Raw genomic sequence first — 17,857 nt, forward strand, 5'->3', positions numbered from 1 at the left:
TATGTCTGCACGTCTCTTCACCTCCCGCCGTCTGACCTCCTCGACCCGTCCCGGCACCCCCGGCCGACGCCACCTTCCGACGGTCGCGCTCTCTGTCGCGGCACTCGTCGCGCTCGCCGGGTGCAGCAGCGCTGAGTCCGCGCCGTCAGGGGCGGGGTCCGCCGCGAACGGCTCCGCCGCCGACTCGGTGTCCGTCGACGACCCGTGGGTCAAGGCGGCCGACAGCGGCATGTCTGCTGCCTTCGGGGAGATCACCAACTCCGGGTCCGAGGACGTCACCGTCGTCTCGGTCACGACCCCTGCCTCGACTGCGCTCGAGCTCCACGAGACCGTCGAGAACGAGAGCGGCTCGATGGTCATGCGCGAGAAGGACGGCGGCTTCACGGTCCCCGCCGGGGGCGACCTCGTGCTCGCGCCGGGCGGCAACCACATCATGCTCATGGACCTCGTCGAGCCTGTCGTCGCAGGCGACGAGGTGACCTTCACGCTGACCTTCTCTGACGAGTCGACCCTCGACTTCACGGCCCCCGCCAAGGACTACGCCGGCGCGAACGAGACCTACGAGGGCGACGACATGGAGGGCATGGAGAGCATGGAGGGCATGGACCACGGGGGCATGGACCACGGGGACATGGACCACGGCGACTCAGGTGCCGCCACCACGACCCCGGGCGCCACGGACGCACCCGACGCGGGCGACGAGTGATGAGCCGCGACCAGGCCCACGAGCCCGGTCGCGGTGGTCCCACCCGGCGGCAGCTCCTCTTCGGAGGGGCTGTCGCCGGGATCGGGGCTGTCGCCGCGATCGGCGCCGACACCCTCGTCCGGCGCGACGGCCGCGGCTCTGAGACCTCCGAGCCCGACATGGCCCTCAACGGAGGGCTCTCCGTCCCGTTCTACGGGACGCACCAGGCGGGCATCGAGACCCCACCCCAGGCGCACGTGACCCTCGTCGCGCTCGACCTGCGTCCCGAGGTCGACCGCGACGGGCTGCGCCGCCTCCTGCGGATCCTCACCGACGACGCCGCCAGGCTCACCCAGGGGGCGCCAGCCCTCGCCGACTCCGAGCCCGAGCTCGCGCAGGTCCCGGCACGCCTCACCGTCACCTTCGGCTTCGGACCCGAGCTGGTCCGGCGCGGTATGCCCGACGGGTCCACGGCCGGGGCGCTGCCCACGTGGCTGCGCCCGCTGCCCGCCTTCGGGGTCGACAGGCTCGAGGACGCCTGGAACGACGGCGACCTGCTGCTCCAGATCGGGGCCGACGACGCCTTCACGGTCGCCCACGCCCAGCGGATGCTGCTCAAGGACGCCCGGAGCCTGACCACCGTGCGGTGGACCCAGTCGGGGTTCCGGCGCGCGCACGGTTCCGAGAAGTCAGGGACCACCATGCGCAACCTCTTCGGCCAGGTCGACGGCACGGTCAACCCTGCTCCGACGACGCCAGACTTCGACGACCTGGTCTGGATCGGCGACGGGTGGCTCGCGGGGGGCACCAGCATGGTGGTGCGACGGATCAGCATGGACCTCGACGCCTGGGACCGTCTCGACCGCAGCGGACGGGAGCAGTCGACCGGGCGGTTCTTGTCGACGGGCGCCCCGCTCACCGGGACCCGTGAGCACGACGAGCCCGACTTCGAGGCGACCACGGCGATCGGCTTCCCGGTGATCCCCGAGTTCTCGCACGTCCGCCGGGCCCGCTCGGACGACACGTCCGAGCGGATCTTCCGCCGGGGCTACAACTACGACGACGCACCGACGGGCGACCAGGTCTCGAGCTCGGGTCTGCTGTTCGTGTCCTTCCAGGCCGACGTCGACACGCAGTTCGTCCCGCTCCAGCGCAGGCTCGACGAGCTCGACCTGCTCAACGAGTGGACCACGCCGATCGGGTCGGCGGTCTTCGCGATCCCGCCAGGGTGCTCCGAGGGCGGGTTCGTCGGCGAGACGCTGCTCGGTGACGGCTCGTGAGCGCGACCGGTGACACCGGTGAGCCTCGAGGTCCGGTCTTTCTCGACGGGTCACCGTCGGCAGACCGGCCGTCAGGGACAGACCCTGCACGCCAGCCCCGCCGAGCGGGCTGGCTCTCGCCGCTCCTGCTGCGGCTGCACTTCTACGCCGGAGTCTTCGTCGGTCCCTTCGTCCTGGTGGCTGCGGCGAGCGGCGCGCTCTACGCGCTGACCCCGCAGATCGAGCAGGCGGTGTACGACCACGAGCTGCACGCCCCGGCGGCGGCGAGCCAGCTCGCGCTGCGCGATCAGATCCTCGCTGCCGACGCCTACGTCGGGCCTGACGAGCAGATCGTCGCCGTGCGGCCGGCACCTGAGCCCGGAGACACGACGCGGGTCATGTACGCGGGCGAGGACCTCGGCGCGAGCGAGACCCGCGCGGTCTTCGTCGACCCTGCGACGGCCGAGATCCGTGGTGACCTCACCGCCTACGGCACCTCGGGTGCGCTGCCCGTGCGGACGTGGGTGACCCAGCTGCACAGGTCGTTGCACCTGGGGGAGCCGGGTCGGCTCTACAGCGAGCTCGCGGCGTCCTGGCTGGGAGTGGTGGCGCTGGCCGGCCTGGGACTGTGGGTGACGCAGCGCTGGCGCGCCCGGCGGAAGAAGACGCGGCGGCCGGCCGCATCGGGTCCGGGCTACGCCAGGACGAGATCGCGGCACACGACCACAGGCCTGTGGGTCCTGGGGGTCGCGCTGTTCCTCTCCGCGACGGGCATCACCTGGTCCGAGCACGGAGGCGGCAACGTCTCGGACCTGCGCGCGGCCGTGGGGTGGACGACCCCGGCGGTGAGCACAGACCTCAGCGGGGCGGGTGGTGATGCTCCGGACGAGCATGCGGGCCACCACGGCGGCGGCGCACCGGCAGGGGCGGTCGCCGCCACGGACGTCAGCCGGGGTGCCTTCGACTCGGTGCTCACGATCGCGCAGGACGTGAACGTGGACACCGGGCTCGTCGAGATCCGCCCACCCACCGAGGCCGGGGCGGCCTGGGTGGTGCAGGAGATCCAGAGGTCGTACCCGACTGAGGTCGACGCCGTCGCGATCGACGGGCAGACCATGCAGGTGGTCGACAGGGTGGACTTCGACGACTTCTCGCTCGTCGCGAAGCTCAGCCGGTGGGGGATCGACCTGCACATGGGGTCGATGTTCGGGTTCGTGAACCAGCTCGTGCTGTTCTTCGCAGGGTCCGCGATCGCCGCGATGGTCGTGTGGGGCTACGTCATGTGGTGGCAGCGCCGCCCCAGGCGCGGGACCCGTCGCGTCGGCAAGCCGCCTGAGCGCGGCGTGCTGCGGCGCGCCCCGTGGTGGGGTGCCGCGCTCGCGCTGCTCTGCGCCGGGGCGGTCGGGGTCTTCTTGCCGCTCATGGGCCTGTCTCTCGCGGCCTTCGTGGTCGTCGACCTGCTCGTGGGAGCTCTCCGGGCGCCGCGCAGGAGCGTCCCGGTGCGATGACGGCCTGGCCCGTCGGGCCGTCCCCGGGAGAGTCGGGTGCGGCCCGACGGGCACCGTCGACCAGGAGACCTCGGCGCTGCACGAGGGTGCTGCGGTGCTGCGGTGCTGCGGTGCTGCGCGAGGCTGACGAGGACACCCCGCTGCCCTGCGAGGGTGACGCGGCTGCCTCAGCGCTGCGCTCGACGGTGCCGCGCGACGGCGTCGGTGTTGCCGCAGCGGGCGCTGCAGTAGCGCTGGCGTCCGCCGCGCGACACGTCGACGAACGCACGGTCGCAGCGCTCGCGGGCGCAGACGCCGAAGCGTCGCCCGTGCGCCGAGGCGATGAAGAAGGCCAGACCTCCCGCGGTGACAGCGCGCACCCGTGCCGTGATGCCGTCTGTGTCGGGCGCGAGGTGGAGGTGCGGCGGGGTGCTGTCGTGCGTCGAGAGGTAGAGCGCGCCCGAGATCTCGGCGAGCAGCGCGTTCACGCGGTCGCACCTGTCGTCGGGGCTCTCGGCCTCGAAGACCTGCCGCAGGCGCACCGCCCACCTGCCGACCTCGTGAGCGTCGGCCGGCGACAGGGCGGGGCGACGGATGCGGTGCTCGACGAGCAGCCCTTCCAGGCTCTCCTCGCCGTCCGCGTTGACGAGAGCCGCTGCGAGCAGCGGACCGACCTGGTGGTCGTGATCGAAGATCATCTCTCGACTGTAATGGTTGAATGCTCCTGACCCATGACCTCAGCATGGATCCATGCACACCCACGAGTGGTCCCGACTGTCCTCCCACACCACGAGCGAGGGGTTGGTGGTCTACGTCCGCTGCTCCTGCGGTGCGCACAGAGTCGAGCTGATACCGCAGTCGACCCCGACGACGGTCGTCGCTGTGCCAGGACGGGGGAGTCGACCGGCGACGGTCCGGCCGCAGGTGGCAGACTGACGGTCGGTGCCCGGTCAGGGGCCGCCGGCGAGATCCGAGGAGAAGACGACATGTCCCAGGCTCTCGAGGGCGGAGGGTGCCAGATCATCCTCGTCGCCGCCGACGGTGCGGTCCTGCTCCAGCTCCGGGACGACAAGGACTGGATCCCGTACCCCGGCATGTGGGCGGTCCCCGGCGGCATGCTGGAGCCTGGCGAGAGTCCTCCGGACTGCATCGTCCGCGAGGTCCGTGAAGAGCTGGGTGTCGACCTCGCTCCCGAGGTCGTGGTGCACCTCGAGACGGTCGCCCGGTCCTACGGCGTCGAGCACACCTTCACCGCCCCGCTCGACGTGCCGGCTGACGAGATCGTCCTCACCGAAGGACAGCGGGTCGACTGGTTCACGCCCGAGCAGGTCGCGCAGATGCATCTGGCCTACGAGGACGACGACGTGCTCGCCGCCTTCTTCGCCGCACGGGCCTGAGCCCCTCCAGCCAGGCCAGGTCCGAGCGCGGTCTGCGGGGACGGGGGCTCAGGGAGTGACAGCGCCTGCAGGGCGGACCCCGACCCCGGGGACCTCGGAGATGTCTGTGTAGACGGGGATGCCGCGCTCGCGGGCGATCGCCACGTCCTGGTCGGCACCCCGTGACTCACCCGGGAGCCTGAGCACAGCGTCGCAGCGCTCGAGCAGCCGCGCGGCCGTCGGGTACATGACCTGGGCCGCGAGCGGGTGGTCAGGCCCGCTCGCGCCCGCGCTGGCGAGGACAGGGAGTGCCACCCACTCGCCGATCATCGGCAGGTGGCCCGCCTCGAAGAGGGGCCAGGCCGCCTCTTCGAGCCTGTCGAGGTTCCGGCGCATGAGAGCAGGGTCGCCACCGGTCCCAGAGGCGTAGGGGCCGGCGATCAAGATCATCAGTGAGGTCGTCATGCTCGAAGAATAGCGCACGAACGTGCAGCACCGTGAAGGAACGTGCAGCCTGAGGTCTAGACCGCGGCCACGGTGCGCCCTACGCTCAGGAGCATGTGCGGCAGATATGCGAGCGACATCGGAGTGGGCATTATTGCGGTCGATGCAACGGCGGGGCTGCGGTCCGGGCTCTGGGGCTGATCGCGCGACGGTGCGAGCGTCAGTTCGGCGCGGCGACCTCGAGGATCTCGCCGGGTTGGCACTGGAGGGCGTCACAGATCGCCGTGAGGGTCGAGAACCGGATGGCCCTAGCGCGGCCGTTCTTGAGGACAGACAGGTTAGCGACTGTCACGCCGGTGAGTGCGGCGAGCTGGACCAGTGTCAGTCCGCGGGCGTCGAGCAGGTCCGAGAGGTGACTGACGACGCGGTGCGGGTTGGTCTCGTCCGTCGGTCTCACACGAGCCCTTCCGTGTCGGCGGTGAGCCGGGTGCCGCGGTGCGTGGTGACAGCTAGCGCGGCGAGCAAGAGCACGATGATCGCTGGCCACCAAGTCATGCGGAGGTCGAAGACGAGCCAATTCGCCGGCATGTCGAACGGACCGCTTTCGCTGTAGATGGTGCTGGTCTCGATGGAGCCGATGATCGCTGGAGCGCCCAAGGCGGGTCCGGCCATTGAGAGGGCCCACGCACCAGTGATGACAGTGGCGGCAACGACTAGCCGCCGACCGTTGCCGGACTCGAAGGGACGCCCGGCCGCCGTGCTCCGGAAGACGGGGAGGAGAACAAGCAGGCTGACGCCGGCGGCCAGGGCGCCTCCCCACATCGCGACGGTCGAGAGCAGTGCAGGAAGCGGATCGACGTCGTGGGTGGTCGCGACCAGACCCGAGGCGTGCTGGACGGGGAGTGCCGCGCCGCCGGGCCACTCGTCGGCGGAGGCTGCTGGGGCGCAGCTCCCTCCGTCGAGCGACCACCCCTCGACGCATGGCAGCACAACCTCCATGTACGCCGGCGCGGCGTGACCGATCTGGACGGGGACTTCGACACTCAGGTCGCCGGTCACCGCGAGGACCGCCAGGACCCCACCCGCCACGACGGCAAGCCATCCGACAACGGTCATGACGCCGACCGTGACGGCCGACCCAACGGATCTGCCGTGCTGTCCTGTCTCCTGTGCAGTGGTCATCGCAGACGCTCCATCTCGATTGTCGATACGTTCTTGCATCCCATATCGACAATCGAGATGGCGACTTGAGCGAAATCGCCTTCCCTCTTTGGTGACAGTCCGTCTAGGCCCGCCTGGCGCGGCCAACGGATGCCCGGTTGCATCAATGATGCTCCCAATGCAACACTCGAGGAGTGGCTGATTTGACAGACCGGGCGCTCGGTCCGACGCGACGTCTGCGCAGCGTGCGTCCGTTGCACGAGGAGAGCTTCGTCTTCGACGAGATGCTCAACGGCTGGCGTGATCAGCAGCGCAGCCGGGGGCTCGATCCGTACGGCGTCGAGGTGCGGATCAAGTTCATCCGCCGGTTCGCCGGCTACTGCGAGAAGCCGCCGTGGCAGTGGGGTCCGGGAGACCTTGAGGACTTCACGGTGCGATCGATGTCCGGGGCGAAGCCGCTGGCGAAGTCGACGATCCGCAGCTATCAGATGACCGTCCGCATCTTCTGTGCCTACGTCACCGACACGCGATACGAGTGGGTCGCGGAGTGCCTCGAACGCTTCGGCAGCGCTCCTCAACAGATCTGCCACGACTGGAACACGGTCGCCCACCTGCTCGAGTACGAAGGGCGCCCGCAGCGCCGAGCGTTGACGTACGACGAGCTTGAGGGATTCTTCGTGTGCGCGGACGAACGGGTCGAGACGATCCTCGCCGCGGGCAGGAAGGGCGCGCTCAGTGCGTTGCGGGACGCGCAGATCTTCAAGACCATCTACGCGTTCGGGCTTCGCCGCAAAGAGGCGGCTTCGCTCGAGGTCGCTGACCTTCGCCCGAACCCGGCGGCGCTGAGGTTCGGTACCTACGGCACGGTGGAGGTGCGATGGGGCAAGGGATCGAGCGGTTCTGGTCCTCGCCGGCGGACGGTGCTGACCCTGCCTGAGATGGACTGGGTCGTCGACGGTCTCCGGCAGTGGGTCGACGAAGGACGACCGCGATTGACCGACGACCCGCGGGGAGCCCTGTGGCCGACCGAGCGCGGTACACGCGCGTGTGCCTGCGCTACCTCGACAGCCGTTTCGCGGACCTGCGCGACCGTGCGGGTCTGCCCGTCGAGCTGAGTCTTCACGCGCTGCGCCACACCTATGTCACGAACCTCATCGAGTGGGGGTACTCGGAGAAGTTCGTCCAAGATCAGGTCGGTCACCTCTACGCCTCGACCACTGCCATCTACACCTCGGTCGGCAACGACTACAAGAACCGAGTGATCGCCCAAGCCCTGTCACGCGTCTACGGAGACTCCCATGCCCAGCCCTGACACCCATGCACCGATCACCTGGCACCTGCGCACGCTCATGGCCTCTGCCGGAATGTTCCAGACCACCGACCTCGTCGAACCACTACGAGAAGCAGGGGTCCGCCTCTCCCGTGAACAGGTCTTTCGCCTCGTCACCAAGCCTCCGGCCCGCCTCAACATGGAGATCCTCGCTGCCCTGTGCACCGTCTTGAGCTGCAGCCCGGCCGACCTTATCGAGATCAACCCTCCGGTGGCCGCCACCGAATCCACACGCACCGGCACCGGCGGCGCCAGCACCACCGGCACCACGGGACCGTCGATCGGATCCCTGCGACCGATCCCGGCGCGCATCCACCGCCCCACGAGTGACTGAGCCCGCACGCTCCTGCCACATGTGCGCGCGGTCGATCACCGCCGGTTATGAATTGCTCGGCGGACCGATCTGCAACCCGTGCTACTCGCGGCTACGCCGCGAAGCCTTCCCTGCCCGTCCTGCGGCGTGCCCAAGGTCCTCGCCTTCCACGACGAGGAGAGGAACGTCGTGTGCGCTGCGTGCGCCGGAATGCCGAGCAGGTTCGCCTGCCGCTCGTGCGGCAGCGAGGAGCAGCTCACCGGTGCCCAGTGCGGAACGTGCCGGCTCAAGGACCGAGCATCGAAGGTCCTGGCCCGCGAGGACGGCACCCTCCACCCCGGCTTCGTCAGCCTCTATGAGCACCTGCTGAGCGCACCGGACGCGCGCAACGTCACTCGATGGCTCCGGAGAGACGGGATCAGCACGGCCCTGAGACGAATGGCGCTGGGGATCGCCCCGATCAGTCACACGACCCTCGACCTCCTCGGAACATCTCCCCGGATTCGCTACCTTCGTCGCCTGCTCATCAGCGCCAAGACGCTCCCCGAGATCGACATCTACGTCAACGACCTCGGCCTGTTCGCGCAGCGTCTCCTCGAGACCCTCACGACAGAGCACGCGCACGTGCTGAGCCGCTACTACCGATGGCACATCCTGCGCTCCCTCAGCCAGCGATACCCGAACACCCACGCCAGCTCCTCGGTCGTGGACAGTCGCCGCCATCAGCTCACGGCCATCCGCGACCTCCTGGCATGGCTCGAAGGGCAAGGCCAGTCACTGTCGACAGCCACCCAAGGGGACCTCGACCACTACTCCGCCCAGATCGCCAACACCGGCAACGCCCTAATGACCTTCCTGACCTGGGCACGTACCAACCGGCACGCGACCGACGTCGAGGTTCAACGGCGAGCGGGTACGAACGCACGCCCGGCCGTCAGCGAGGGCGAGCGGTGGCAACACATCGATCGTCTGCTCGATGACGACGAGCTCCCTGTGACGACCCGGATCGTAGGGCTCTTCGTGCTCCTCTTCGCTCAGTCCCTAGCCACCTGCGCCCAGATGAAGCACTCGGACATCACCATCACCGACGAATCTGTCTCCGTACGTTTCGCCACAGACCCCGTGACGATGCCCCGAGCGGTGGGAGATCTCCTTCGCACCTACGTGGACGACCCCGCCGTGCGCACGATCTACCGCACCGAGGGCACCGAATGGCTCTTCAGCGGACTCATGCCCACGACGCACATCACCCCGTCGCGCCTCGGTGAACTTCTCTTAGCCGTGGGCATCAGCCCGCGCACGGCCAAGGATGCAGCCATGCGACACCTGGCCACAGCCCTGCCCGCCCGCGTGGTCGCTGACGCCTTCGGCGTCGCGGAGAGCACCGCTGCCAGGTGGAGCCAACTCTCCGGCGGGACCTGGAACGACTACCCACAACTGCGAGAGCAGAACTAAGCGATTACTTCCCCGTCGAACACATGCATGTCGCCGACACGATCGACGACCTCATGGGATTCTTCGACGCAGAACCCGGCACGGCCTACGACTGGGCGGGGGTGTTCTCGGTCGCGCCGAGCGACCCCGCGCCGGTGGTTCGCGAGAGGCTCGTCGAGGACGAGGTACACCGCGAGGTCGACTACGCCCGGTGGGGCCTGCGTCCGGCCTGGGCCAAGGACTCCGGACCTCGTCCGATCAACGCCCGCCTCGAGACCGTCGCCAGCTCGGGGATGTTCCGCTCAGCCTTCAGCAGCCAGCGGTGCCTGGTCCCGATGACCGGCTACTACGAGTGGGAGACGACCCCGAGCGGCAAGCAGCCGCACTACATCCACGCCGACGGCCCACTCGCCGCAGCCGGTCTCTACGCTGCGCGCAAGGACGAGGCGACGGGGGAGTGGACCCTGACGTACACCGTCATCACCCGTGAGGCGCGGGACGCCTCGGGCGAGGTTCACGACAGGATGCCGGTCTTCGTCCAGCCCGACTTGTGGGGCGACTGGCTCTCCCCGGCGAAGATCGACGACCGGGAGACCATGACCGCGCGCCTGGCAGACTCCTCGGCCGAGGTCGCGAAGACCATGAGGGCGCACCGGGTGGACCGCAAGGTCAACAGCACCCAGAAGGTCGACCCGGCGGACCCCACCCTCGTGCTGCCGATCGCCTGAGCGCTCATCCACAGGCTGCGCTGCTGCTCGCCGCGCGTGCTGGTGACGCCGGTCCTACAGTGGGTGAAGACCCGCCGGGCCCCTCCCGGGACGGCCGGTCACCCCCTCGTCAAGATGGCGGCGAGCCCCCGACACGACGCGCAGCAGTGCGTCTCGGAGCGCGAGGATCCCCTGATGACAGACCCGCAGCACGACTCCTCCCACGACCCGGACGCGGACCCGGAGTCGATGAACCCCAGGACTGGCGAGGACGCCTCTCCGACGGCAGGGCAGGCAGCTGGCACCGAGCCCGGTGCCGACCCGGACGCCGACCCGGACATGCTCAACCCGCGCGACACCCGCAGCGACGGCGACCCGGACGACTCCACCCTCGGCACCACCTGACGCCTGCGCGACCGGCAGCCTCCTGACGGGCAGCTGCCCCCAGCACCGCACCGCACCACCCCACCTGACTCGCCAGAGCTCTCAGGTCGGTTCATCGCGCCCTCGTGCGCCCGTGCCGGCCCACCTCTGTCGACGACTGACGAAGGGAACCACCGTGTACCTGCACGTCCAGCGACTCATCCACGAGATCATCCCCGACGAGCCCGACCCGGCAGCAGCGAACGCCCTCCAGGAGGGACTCGGCGGCCAGTTCGGCGAGATGCGGACCATGATGCAGTACCTGTTCCAGAGCATGAACTTCCGAGGTGCTGCTGGGAAGCCCTACCGCGACCTCCTCCAGGGCATCGGCACCGAGGAGATCAGCCACGTCGAGCTCATCGGGACGACCATCTCCCGCCTGCTCGACGGCTCGCCCCGCTACAACGGCAAGAAGACCGACCCGCTCGATACCCCGGGTGGCGGCGGCGACATCCCGCTGCGGATGGCTCTCGACGAGGGCAACATCCACCACTACCTCGTGGCCGCGCAGGGCGCCCTGCCCGTCGACTCTGCGGGCAACCCGTGGAGCGGCAGCTACGTCTACAACTCCGGCAACCTCGTGCTCGACCTGCTGTACAACCTCATGCTCGAGTCCACGGGACGCCTGCAGAAGTGCCGGATCTACGAGATGACCGAGAACAAGACGGCACGCTCGACCATCTCGTACCTCATCGTCCGCGACCAGGCGCACGAGAACGCCTACGCCAAGGCCCTCGAGACCCTGGGTGTGGACTGGGGCAAGCTGCTGCCGATCCCGAAGACCAACGCCGAGAAGTTCCCCGAGGTGAAGAAGCTCGTGGACCTCGGTCTGCAGAGCAAGCAGTACACCTTCGACCTCACCGGGCTCTCCGAGGCCGGGAAGATCTTCCGCGGCATGTCGCCGTCGAACGACGGCACCGAGCTCGACGCGACCGAGCAGGCCCCTGAGGGCGTGCCCTCGACGATCGCCGAGGAGCGCTTCGAAGAGTTCGCACCCGGCCTCGACCCGGAGCTGCTCTCGCTCATCCAGGCGACGGCCGACATCGAGATGGCCGAGGTCCAGCCGGTCTACGGACCCATCCCGCCGTCAGAGAAGTCCTGACCTGACAGCTGTCTGACCGAGGCGCCCGGGCTCGTCCCGGGTGCCTCCTCCCCAGCATCGCCTGCACACCTGAGAGGAACGATCATGACGGATCCCTACAGCAGCCCGCGGTACCCGACCGACCCCGTGGAGCCTCAGACCTCGGCGGGATACGGCTCTGTACCGCCAGCCCCGACGGCCCCGGGCGGTGACGGCTATGGCGGTGCTCACCGTGACACCGCCCCGGAGGACACCGTTCTCGGCGGCACGCGCTTCGAAGAAGAGCCGTCGATCGACGAGCTCGCACCGGGCGACGGGTCGCTCGGCGGGACGTCGACCAGCGGCCTCGGCGACACAGACGGTGGCTCCAGCGACGACAGCTCCGGCGGTGCCCGTGAGAAGGCGGCGCACGTCGCCGAGACCGCCAAGGACGAGGCGGCGTCGGTCGCCGGGACGGCGAAGGACGAGGCCGCCGACCTCGCGTCGTCCGCGAAGGGTGCGGCCAGCTCCGTGCTCGACGCCGAGAAGTCGATGGCCCACGACACGACGGCCGAGGCGATCGAGCGTGCCAAGGAGACCCTGGCCGAGGCCAAGACCCAGGTCCGTGACCTGTGGCAGCAGAGCCGGTCCGAGCTCGCGGAGGGAGCCAGTGTCCAGCTGCAACGGCTCTCCCTCGGTGCCAGGACCGTCTCGGACGAGCTGAGCACCATGGCCTCGGCCAGCGACGACCCGGGCATCGCGAGCGACCTCGCGCGCCGAGCCTCCGGGTACCTCTCGACCGCGAGCACCTGGCTCGAGGACCGCAGCCCCGAGGAGGTCCTCGGCGACGTCTCACGGTTCGCCCGTCGGTCCCCGGGGACGTTCTTGGCGATCGCGGCCGGGCTCGGCCTGGTCGCCGGTCGCGTGGCCCGCAGCCTCAAGGGCGACTCAGGCAGCTCCTCGGCGAGCACGAGCACGGGCTCGACCTCGGGGACGAGCACGAGCGGTGCACGGTCGTCGACCGCCACCTCGGGCGAGGGGACCTCGGCCTGGGCTGCGTCAGACGGCGGGGTGCCCCCGGTGCCGTCACCGTCAGTCGACGGCTACGGCACGACGGGCTACGCCGGCGGGGCGGTCCCGAGCGGGTCGGCTGCCGAGGCCGGGTACGGGGCTGACGGCGAGTACAGGACCGAGTCGGGCTACGGCACGGGCACCACGAGCGCCGACGGTGCCCGGACCGCCGGGCACGTCCCCACCTCCTCCCAGCCGGGGGCGACCACGCTCGACGGCGGTGAGCTGCGATGACCATCCCTCCCTCGGTTCCCCCAGCGCCCGCGCCGCCACCGCACGACCCCACGGACGCCAGCGTCGGCCAGCTGTTCGGCGAGGTCACCCGCGACCTGTCGACGCTCATCCGGCAAGAGGTCGCCCTCGCCAAGGCCGAGGCGACGGAGAGCGCCAAGAAGGCCGGGACGGGCGCAGGCCTGCTCGGCGGTGCCGCCTGGGCGGCGCACTTCGTGCTGCTCTTCCTCTCGCTGACGCTCTGGTGGGTGCTCGGTGCGCTCCTCGGCGAGGGCGACCGCGAACCGGCCCTCGGCTGGGCCGCGCTGATCGTCACGCTCATCTGGGCCGTGATCGCGGCCGTGCTGGCGCTCCGCGGCAAGAAGGAGCTCCAGAAGACGAAGGGCCTCCCGCAGACCGCGGACTCCATCAAGAAGATCCCCGACGCGCTCAAAGGACAGGAACGATCATGACGACCAACGACCCGGACCAGATCCGCGCCGACATCGAGGCGACCCGCGCTGCGCTCAGCGAGGACGTGGACAACCTGGAGGAGAAGGTCAGCCCCTCCAAGATCGCCCAGCGCCAGACCGACAAGGTGCGCTCCGCCGTGAGCGACGTCAAGGACAAGGTCTTCGGTGCTGCATCGAAGGCTGGCGACTCCGCGAGCGACTCCGCGAGCGACGCCGCGCACGGCGCTGCGCAGAGCGTCCGCGACGCGGGGAGCTCGGCCGCCGACGCCGCCAAGAACGCTCCCGGCGACGTCCGCCGCAAGGCGCAGGGCAACCCCCTGGCCGCCGGGCTGGTCGCCTTCGGGGCTGGCATGCTCGCCGCTGCGCTGTTGCCCGCCAGCCGGACCGAGAAAGACGCTGTCCGGACGGTCAAGGAGGACGAGGGCGTCCAGCACGCCGCCCAGGAGGTCAAGGACGCTGCTCGGGACATCGGCGACGCCCTCCAGCAGCCGGCGACCGAGGCCGCCGCAGCAGTCAAGGAGACCGCCGCTGCCGGTGCGCAGAGTGTCAAGGAGACCGCGACGAGCGGTGCGCAGGACGTGGCTGAAGAGGCCCGTCACGGTGCCGAGCAGGTCAAGGACCAGGCGCAGCACGCGCAGGAGTCGGTCCAGGGCCAGGCTCAGGAGTCGCGCGACACCGTGCAGGGCTCGACGCCCTGACGTGCCTGTGACCGGCTGAGATCTCGCGGACGAGCGAGACGGCGCAGCACGACGAGGCCCCGACCGTCGCGGTCGGGGCCTCGTCGTGTCGTGCGGCCCAGCCCCAGGAGCGACGTGACCCTGACGATCTCCTGACCGAGGCTCAGAAGAGCGTCGGCTGGACCCGGTCTGACGGCAGGAGACCGGTGAGCGTGGCTCGGACCGTCGTGGCCGTCGGTGCCTCGTCAGGCCCGAGGAGATCATGGGCGACCGCGCGCCACGTCCTCGGGTCGGCCGTGGCATCGCCGCCTCGTCGCAGCACAGTCGCCGCCCTGGCTCCCTCTGACCGCAGCGCGAGAGCCAGACCCGTCGCGACGAGGCCGGCCCGGGCGGCCCGGTGGCACACCCTCTCGACGCACGCGTCGACGACCTGCCCGGTGCTCTTGTCCGCGCGCCCGTAGCCGGAGGTCGACCCCTCGGCGGTGAGGGTCGACCTGGCCTCGACCGTGCGCACGGTCGCGTCGTCCGTGCCCTCGCGGATCTGCCAGAGCCTGCGTGCCATCGCCGTGCCGCAGGACTGCTGGAGCATGGCGCGCGGGACGGTGTCGAGGTCGGCCAGGTGCTCCACACCGAGGTGGGTCAGGCGCTCGCGGGTCGTCGCCCCCACGCCCCAGACGTCGGCGAGGGCGAGGGAGCTGCGCAGCGACGTCTCCTGCTGCGGGCTGATGACGTGCAGCCCGTCGGGCTTGGCAGCACGCGAGGCGAGCTTCGCCATGAGCTTGGTGCGCCCGACCCCGACGCTCACCGGGATGCCGAGCTCGTGGTCAGCACGGCGCCTGAGCGTGCGGCCGGCCTCGACGGCCTCGTCCCAGTCGTCGGTCCCGACGTCGAGGAAGGCCTCCTCGACCGAGCCGGGCTCGACCGCCCGGGCGCACTCGTGGAAGAGGTCGAAGAGGGCGTCGCCGACCTCTTCGACCTCCGCGCGCGGCACGTCGAGCAGCACCAGCCCGGGGTGTCGTCGCAGTGCCTCGTCGGCCAGCATGCCGCTGGTGACGCCGAGAGCGCGCGCCGGATAGCTCGCGCTCGCGACGAAGACGTGCGCGACCACGGCGACAGGCACACCCACGAGGTCGGGGCGCCCGCGCAGGGCGACCGAGGCGAAGAAGGCGTCGGCGTCGGCGTGCAGCAGCGGTCTGCTGGTCATCCATCGATCGTACAGGTGTTCGACGTGGCGGTCGCTGGTGGTCTCGGGGCTGCGGCGGCTAAGAGGTGCGGCGGCCTCGTCCTCGCGCCCTGCGCACGTCGCGGACGGTCTGGACGATCGCCACGACGACGACCGCAGTGACGACGCCCCACGGCGCAGCCCACGGCACGAAGGCCCAGACGAGCGCGACCACGGCGAAGGGGACGGCGAAGGAGGCGATCCGACGCCACACGGGGACAGGATCGTCCTCGGGGCCGGTCCAGGCCTCGACGGGGACCGTGGAGATGCGTGGGTAGTCGGTCATCGTGCCTGCTGTGGTGCCATGCGTGCCCCCCGGCTCTCGGCCGCTGGCGCGCGGCTGGTCGCCCGAGTCTACGCGGGCGGACCTCGGCCCGCTGGCGGTCCTGCGACGAGCGGGAGAGGCTGGACGAGTCCCACACGATCGACGACACAGGAGTCCTCTATGCAGTACCGCACCCTCGGCCGCAGCGGCGCAGTCGTGTCCAGCCACTGCCTCGGGACCATGACCTTCGGCTCGGAGGCCGACGAAGCCACCTCCGGCGCGATCCTCGAGACCTTCGTCGAGGCTGGCGGCACCTTCGTCGACACCGCCGACGTCTACAGCGGCGGCGCCTCGGAGGAGATCATCGGGCGCTGGCTCGCCGCGCACCCGTCCGAAGCCTCGCAGGTCGTCCTGGCGACGAAGGGCCGCTTCCCCATGGGAGAGGGTCCCAACGATCTCGGCCTCTCCAGGCGCCACCTGCGCGACGCCCTCGACGCGTCGCTGCGGCGCCTCGGGGTCGAGCACGTCGACCTCTACCAGATGCACGCCTGGGACGCCGTGACCCCGCTCGAGGAGACGCTGAGGTTCCTCGACGACGCCGTGACGGCCGGCAAGATCTCGTACTACGGGTTCTCCAACTACCTCGGCTGGCAGCTGACCAAGGCCGTGCACACGGCTGCCGCCCACGGCTGGGCCGCGCCCGTGACGCTCCAGCCGCAGTACAACCTGCTGGTCCGCGACATCGAGCACGAGGTGGTGCCCGCCTCCCTCGACGCCGGGATCGGGCTGCTGCCCTGGTCGCCGCTCGCGGGCGGATGGCTCACCGGCAAGTACGAGCGTGACGTCCCGCCCTCGGGTGCCACGCGTCTGGGTGAGAACCCGCAGCGCGGCATGGAGGCGTGGCAGGGCCGCAACGACGACGAGCGCACCTGGCGCGTGGTCGACGCGCTCCGCGAGATCGCCGACGCCCGTGACGTCTCCGCCTCCCAGGTCGCGCTGTCCTGGCTCGCCGACAGGCCGGCCGTCACCTCGGTGATCCTCGGTGCCCGGACCGTCGAGCAGCTGAGCGACAACCTCGCGGCAGCCGACCTCGTGCTGACCGAGGACGAGACCACCCGGCTGACCGAGGCGAGCGCGCCGCAGGTCGACGACTACCCCTACGGGACCGCAGGGGTCGCCCAGCGCAGCAGGAAGCTCACCGGGGGGCGTTGACCTGGTGCGGTGCCTACGGGGCCGGACGTGAGGCGAGGTCGGGGAGGTCGATCGTCACACCCGCGAGGTCTTCGACCTGGCGCCACAGGCGCTCAGCGGTGTCGCCGGCCGGGGCGGCGGTCCTGGCCGGCAGCGGGATCGAGACGGGGGTGCCCCGCAGCCTCCCGCTCGGCGAGAAGTACTCGCCGCCGCTCACCTGCGGGTCGGTGAGCGCCCTGACCGCCGACCAGGCAGCGGTGTCCTTGCCTTGCGCCCACGGGGTGTACGGGTTGCGCTGGTAGGGCGTCGTCGCATCCCGGACCCCCGGACGCTCGGGGGTCTTCGCGTCGACCCCCACGCCCGGCCTGGTCACCACGGAGGCGACGGGCAAGCCGGCGGCGCGGAGCCTGCGGTCGAGCTCGAAGGCGAAGATCTCGGTCGCGGTCTTGGCCTTGGTGTACGCCGTGATCCCCAGCCTGGGTACGTGCCGCAGGTCGTCGGTGCGCAGGCGGAGCATCTGGACGAAGCCCGTCGAGGTGTGGACGACCCGGCTCAGGCTCCCGTGCTCGGAGGCTGTCGCGACGAGGGACGGCAGCAGCCGTTCCAGCAGTCTCGCGCTCGCGGCGACGTGCGTCCCGAGGATGAGCGGCAGCCCGTCCTCGGTCGTGGCGGTCCGGTCCATGCTCATCACGCCGCCGTTGAGCAGGAGGGCGTCCAGGCGGGGGAGCGCGGCGAGCTCTGAAGCGGCCGCGTCGACCGAGGCCGACGAGCCGAGCTCGAGCACGACGGTCCGCACAGATGCGAGGGGCACGCGGCTGCGGACAGCGTCAGCGGCGCGTCGGAGCTTGTCCTGCGAGCGGGAAGCGAGGACGACGTCGGCGCCAGCCGCGGCGAGCTGCTCTGCGGCGAAGTAGCCGATCCCGGCCGTGGCGCCGGTGACGACGACGGTGCGCCCGGTCTGGTCTGGCAGGCGCAAAGGGTCCCAGGTCATGAAGTCCTCGTCTCTCAAGTGGATGACTTATCCATCTGGACGCTAGCACAAGAACGGATACACAATCCGCTTGGAGTA

Annotated in this window: 22 protein-coding genes; 15 read left to right on the top strand and 7 right to left on the bottom strand. The window is 70.3% G+C overall.

Features of this window, described 5'->3' with window-relative positions; translation table 11 throughout:
- The first annotated feature begins 1 nt into the window (after window position 1).
- From HZZ10_RS04395 to HZZ10_RS04405, 3 genes are read left to right on the top strand one after another with little or no spacing between them, the layout of a single operon-like run.
- Window positions 2-706 (top strand): copper chaperone PCu(A)C, encoded by a 705-nt coding sequence (locus tag HZZ10_RS04395; protein WP_179912563.1) that lies wholly within the window; start codon window positions 2-4, stop codon window positions 704-706.
- On the top strand, window positions 706-1,965 hold the full coding sequence (locus HZZ10_RS04400; RefSeq protein ID WP_179912564.1) for a Dyp-type peroxidase: 1,260 nt from the start codon (window positions 706-708) through the stop codon (window positions 1,963-1,965). Before HZZ10_RS04395 ends, HZZ10_RS04400 begins: the two co-directional genes overlap by 1 nt.
- The gene (locus tag HZZ10_RS04405; RefSeq protein WP_179912565.1) at window positions 1,962-3,452 is read left to right on the top strand and encodes a PepSY-associated TM helix domain-containing protein; all 1,491 of its coding nucleotides are present in this window, start codon (window positions 1,962-1,964) and stop codon (window positions 3,450-3,452) included. The genes HZZ10_RS04400 and HZZ10_RS04405 overlap by 4 nt, the downstream gene beginning before the upstream one ends.
- 167 nt (window positions 3,453-3,619) lie before the next feature.
- Here the strand turns inward: HZZ10_RS04405 and HZZ10_RS04410 are convergent, their stop codons facing one another.
- Window positions 3,620-4,129 (bottom strand): CGNR zinc finger domain-containing protein, encoded by a 510-nt coding sequence (locus HZZ10_RS04410; protein WP_179912566.1) that lies wholly within the window; start codon window positions 4,127-4,129, stop codon window positions 3,620-3,622.
- A 288-nt stretch (window positions 4,130-4,417) separates the two neighbouring features.
- Here HZZ10_RS04410 and HZZ10_RS04415 point away from each other — a divergent pair, with 288 nt between their 5' ends.
- Window positions 4,418-4,828 (top strand): NUDIX hydrolase, encoded by a 411-nt coding sequence (locus HZZ10_RS04415; protein ID WP_179912567.1) that lies wholly within the window; start codon window positions 4,418-4,420, stop codon window positions 4,826-4,828.
- Between the two features lie 48 nt (window positions 4,829-4,876).
- Here HZZ10_RS04415 and HZZ10_RS04420 read toward each other — a convergent pair whose 3' ends face one another.
- From HZZ10_RS04420 to HZZ10_RS04430, 3 genes are all read right to left on the bottom strand, one after another.
- Window positions 4,877-5,272, bottom strand: a complete 396-nt coding sequence (locus tag HZZ10_RS04420; RefSeq protein WP_228087058.1) for a DUF4406 domain-containing protein — start codon at window positions 5,270-5,272, stop codon at window positions 4,877-4,879.
- A gap of 199 nt (window positions 5,273-5,471) precedes the next feature.
- The gene (locus HZZ10_RS04425; protein WP_179912568.1) at window positions 5,472-5,708 is read right to left on the bottom strand and encodes a helix-turn-helix domain-containing protein; all 237 of its coding nucleotides are present in this window, start codon (window positions 5,706-5,708) and stop codon (window positions 5,472-5,474) included.
- Window positions 5,705-6,433: a hypothetical protein gene (locus tag HZZ10_RS04430; protein WP_179912569.1), complete on the bottom strand. Its 729-nt coding sequence runs from the start codon at window positions 6,431-6,433 to the stop codon at window positions 5,705-5,707. The genes HZZ10_RS04425 and HZZ10_RS04430 overlap by 4 nt, the downstream gene beginning before the upstream one ends.
- A gap of 233 nt (window positions 6,434-6,666) precedes the next feature.
- Between HZZ10_RS04430 and HZZ10_RS04435 the strand changes: the two genes are divergently transcribed.
- From HZZ10_RS04435 to HZZ10_RS04475, 10 genes are all read left to right on the top strand, one after another.
- Complete coding sequence (locus HZZ10_RS04435; RefSeq protein WP_228087061.1) at window positions 6,667-7,527, top strand: tyrosine-type recombinase/integrase; 861 nt, start codon at window positions 6,667-6,669, stop codon at window positions 7,525-7,527.
- A complete protein-coding gene (locus tag HZZ10_RS19370) occupies window positions 7,458-7,724 on the top strand; it encodes a tyrosine-type recombinase/integrase (RefSeq protein ID WP_308507484.1) in 267 nt (88 codons plus the stop codon). The genes HZZ10_RS04435 and HZZ10_RS19370 overlap by 70 nt, the downstream gene beginning before the upstream one ends.
- Window positions 7,711-8,076 (top strand): helix-turn-helix domain-containing protein, encoded by a 366-nt coding sequence (locus HZZ10_RS04440; RefSeq protein ID WP_179912570.1) that lies wholly within the window; start codon window positions 7,711-7,713, stop codon window positions 8,074-8,076. The genes HZZ10_RS19370 and HZZ10_RS04440 overlap by 14 nt, the downstream gene beginning before the upstream one ends.
- A gap of 126 nt (window positions 8,077-8,202) precedes the next feature.
- Entirely contained in the window at window positions 8,203-9,510 is a 1,308-nt protein-coding gene (locus HZZ10_RS04445) for a site-specific integrase (protein WP_179912571.1), read from the top strand.
- Between the two features lie 23 nt (window positions 9,511-9,533).
- Window positions 9,534-10,217: an SOS response-associated peptidase gene (locus HZZ10_RS04450; RefSeq protein ID WP_179912572.1), complete on the top strand. Its 684-nt coding sequence runs from the start codon at window positions 9,534-9,536 to the stop codon at window positions 10,215-10,217.
- 174 nt (window positions 10,218-10,391) lie between these two features.
- Entirely contained in the window at window positions 10,392-10,601 is a 210-nt protein-coding gene (locus tag HZZ10_RS04455) for a hypothetical protein (RefSeq protein ID WP_179912573.1), read from the top strand.
- Window positions 10,602-10,755: 154 nt separating this feature from the next.
- The gene (locus HZZ10_RS04460; protein ID WP_179912574.1) at window positions 10,756-11,721 is read left to right on the top strand and encodes a manganese catalase family protein; all 966 of its coding nucleotides are present in this window, start codon (window positions 10,756-10,758) and stop codon (window positions 11,719-11,721) included.
- A gap of 84 nt (window positions 11,722-11,805) precedes the next feature.
- Window positions 11,806-12,984: a hypothetical protein gene (locus HZZ10_RS04465; protein WP_179912575.1), complete on the top strand. Its 1,179-nt coding sequence runs from the start codon at window positions 11,806-11,808 to the stop codon at window positions 12,982-12,984.
- Window positions 12,981-13,433 (top strand): phage holin family protein, encoded by a 453-nt coding sequence (locus tag HZZ10_RS04470; protein ID WP_179912576.1) that lies wholly within the window; start codon window positions 12,981-12,983, stop codon window positions 13,431-13,433. The genes HZZ10_RS04465 and HZZ10_RS04470 overlap by 4 nt, the downstream gene beginning before the upstream one ends.
- The gene (locus HZZ10_RS04475) at window positions 13,430-14,131 is read left to right on the top strand and encodes a DUF3618 domain-containing protein (protein ID WP_179912577.1); all 702 of its coding nucleotides are present in this window, start codon (window positions 13,430-13,432) and stop codon (window positions 14,129-14,131) included. The genes HZZ10_RS04470 and HZZ10_RS04475 overlap by 4 nt, the downstream gene beginning before the upstream one ends.
- Window positions 14,132-14,273: 142 nt before the next feature.
- Here HZZ10_RS04475 and HZZ10_RS04480 read toward each other — a convergent pair whose 3' ends face one another.
- Both HZZ10_RS04480 and HZZ10_RS04485 read right to left on the bottom strand, forming a co-directional pair.
- Window positions 14,274-15,314 carry a DNA polymerase Y family protein gene (locus tag HZZ10_RS04480; RefSeq protein WP_179912578.1) on the bottom strand — a complete coding sequence of 347 codons (1,041 nt, stop codon included), beginning with the start codon at window positions 15,312-15,314 and terminating at the stop codon, window positions 14,274-14,276.
- Window positions 15,315-15,372: 58 nt separating this feature from the next.
- Window positions 15,373-15,618 carry a hypothetical protein gene (locus HZZ10_RS04485; RefSeq protein ID WP_179912579.1) on the bottom strand — a complete coding sequence of 82 codons (246 nt, stop codon included), beginning with the start codon at window positions 15,616-15,618 and terminating at the stop codon, window positions 15,373-15,375.
- A gap of 159 nt (window positions 15,619-15,777) precedes the next feature.
- Between HZZ10_RS04485 and HZZ10_RS04490 the strand changes: the two genes are divergently transcribed.
- Window positions 15,778-16,809: an aldo/keto reductase gene (locus HZZ10_RS04490; protein WP_179912580.1), complete on the top strand. Its 1,032-nt coding sequence runs from the start codon at window positions 15,778-15,780 to the stop codon at window positions 16,807-16,809.
- A 13-nt stretch (window positions 16,810-16,822) separates the two neighbouring features.
- Here the strand turns inward: HZZ10_RS04490 and HZZ10_RS04495 are convergent, their stop codons facing one another.
- Window positions 16,823-17,779 (bottom strand): SDR family NAD(P)-dependent oxidoreductase, encoded by a 957-nt coding sequence (locus HZZ10_RS04495; protein ID WP_179912581.1) that lies wholly within the window; start codon window positions 17,777-17,779, stop codon window positions 16,823-16,825.
- Window positions 17,780-17,857: the final 78 nt, after the last annotated feature.

The sequence above is a fragment of the Sanguibacter inulinus genome (assembly GCF_013415325.1).
GTDB classification, from domain to species: domain Bacteria; phylum Actinomycetota; class Actinomycetes; order Actinomycetales; family Cellulomonadaceae; genus Sanguibacter; species Sanguibacter inulinus.

Coding starts and splice junctions, on each gene's coding strand:
- HZZ10_RS04430 (WP_179912569.1), bottom strand. CDS start 6,433: ATGACCACTGCACAGGAGACAGGACAGCACGGCAGATCCGTTGGGTCG.
- HZZ10_RS04450 (WP_179912572.1), top strand. CDS start 9,534: ATGCATGTCGCCGACACGATCGACGACCTCATGGGATTCTTCGACGCA.
- HZZ10_RS04470 (WP_179912576.1), top strand. CDS start 12,981: ATGACCATCCCTCCCTCGGTTCCCCCAGCGCCCGCGCCGCCACCGCAC.
- HZZ10_RS04415 (WP_179912567.1), top strand. CDS start 4,418: ATGTCCCAGGCTCTCGAGGGCGGAGGGTGCCAGATCATCCTCGTCGCC.
- HZZ10_RS04490 (WP_179912580.1), top strand. CDS start 15,778: ATGCAGTACCGCACCCTCGGCCGCAGCGGCGCAGTCGTGTCCAGCCAC.
- HZZ10_RS04400 (WP_179912564.1), top strand. CDS start 706: ATGAGCCGCGACCAGGCCCACGAGCCCGGTCGCGGTGGTCCCACCCGG.
- HZZ10_RS04395 (WP_179912563.1), top strand. CDS start 2: ATGTCTGCACGTCTCTTCACCTCCCGCCGTCTGACCTCCTCGACCCGT.
- HZZ10_RS04480 (WP_179912578.1), bottom strand. CDS start 15,314: ATGACCAGCAGACCGCTGCTGCACGCCGACGCCGACGCCTTCTTCGCC.
- HZZ10_RS04495 (WP_179912581.1), bottom strand. CDS start 17,779: ATGACCTGGGACCCTTTGCGCCTGCCAGACCAGACCGGGCGCACCGTC.
- HZZ10_RS04420 (WP_228087058.1), bottom strand. CDS start 5,272: ATGACGACCTCACTGATGATCTTGATCGCCGGCCCCTACGCCTCTGGG.
- HZZ10_RS04455 (WP_179912573.1), top strand. CDS start 10,392: ATGACAGACCCGCAGCACGACTCCTCCCACGACCCGGACGCGGACCCG.
- HZZ10_RS04440 (WP_179912570.1), top strand. CDS start 7,711: ATGCCCAGCCCTGACACCCATGCACCGATCACCTGGCACCTGCGCACG.
- HZZ10_RS04475 (WP_179912577.1), top strand. CDS start 13,430: ATGACGACCAACGACCCGGACCAGATCCGCGCCGACATCGAGGCGACC.
- HZZ10_RS04465 (WP_179912575.1), top strand. CDS start 11,806: ATGACGGATCCCTACAGCAGCCCGCGGTACCCGACCGACCCCGTGGAG.
- HZZ10_RS04485 (WP_179912579.1), bottom strand. CDS start 15,618: ATGACCGACTACCCACGCATCTCCACGGTCCCCGTCGAGGCCTGGACC.
- HZZ10_RS04410 (WP_179912566.1), bottom strand. CDS start 4,129: ATGATCTTCGATCACGACCACCAGGTCGGTCCGCTGCTCGCAGCGGCT.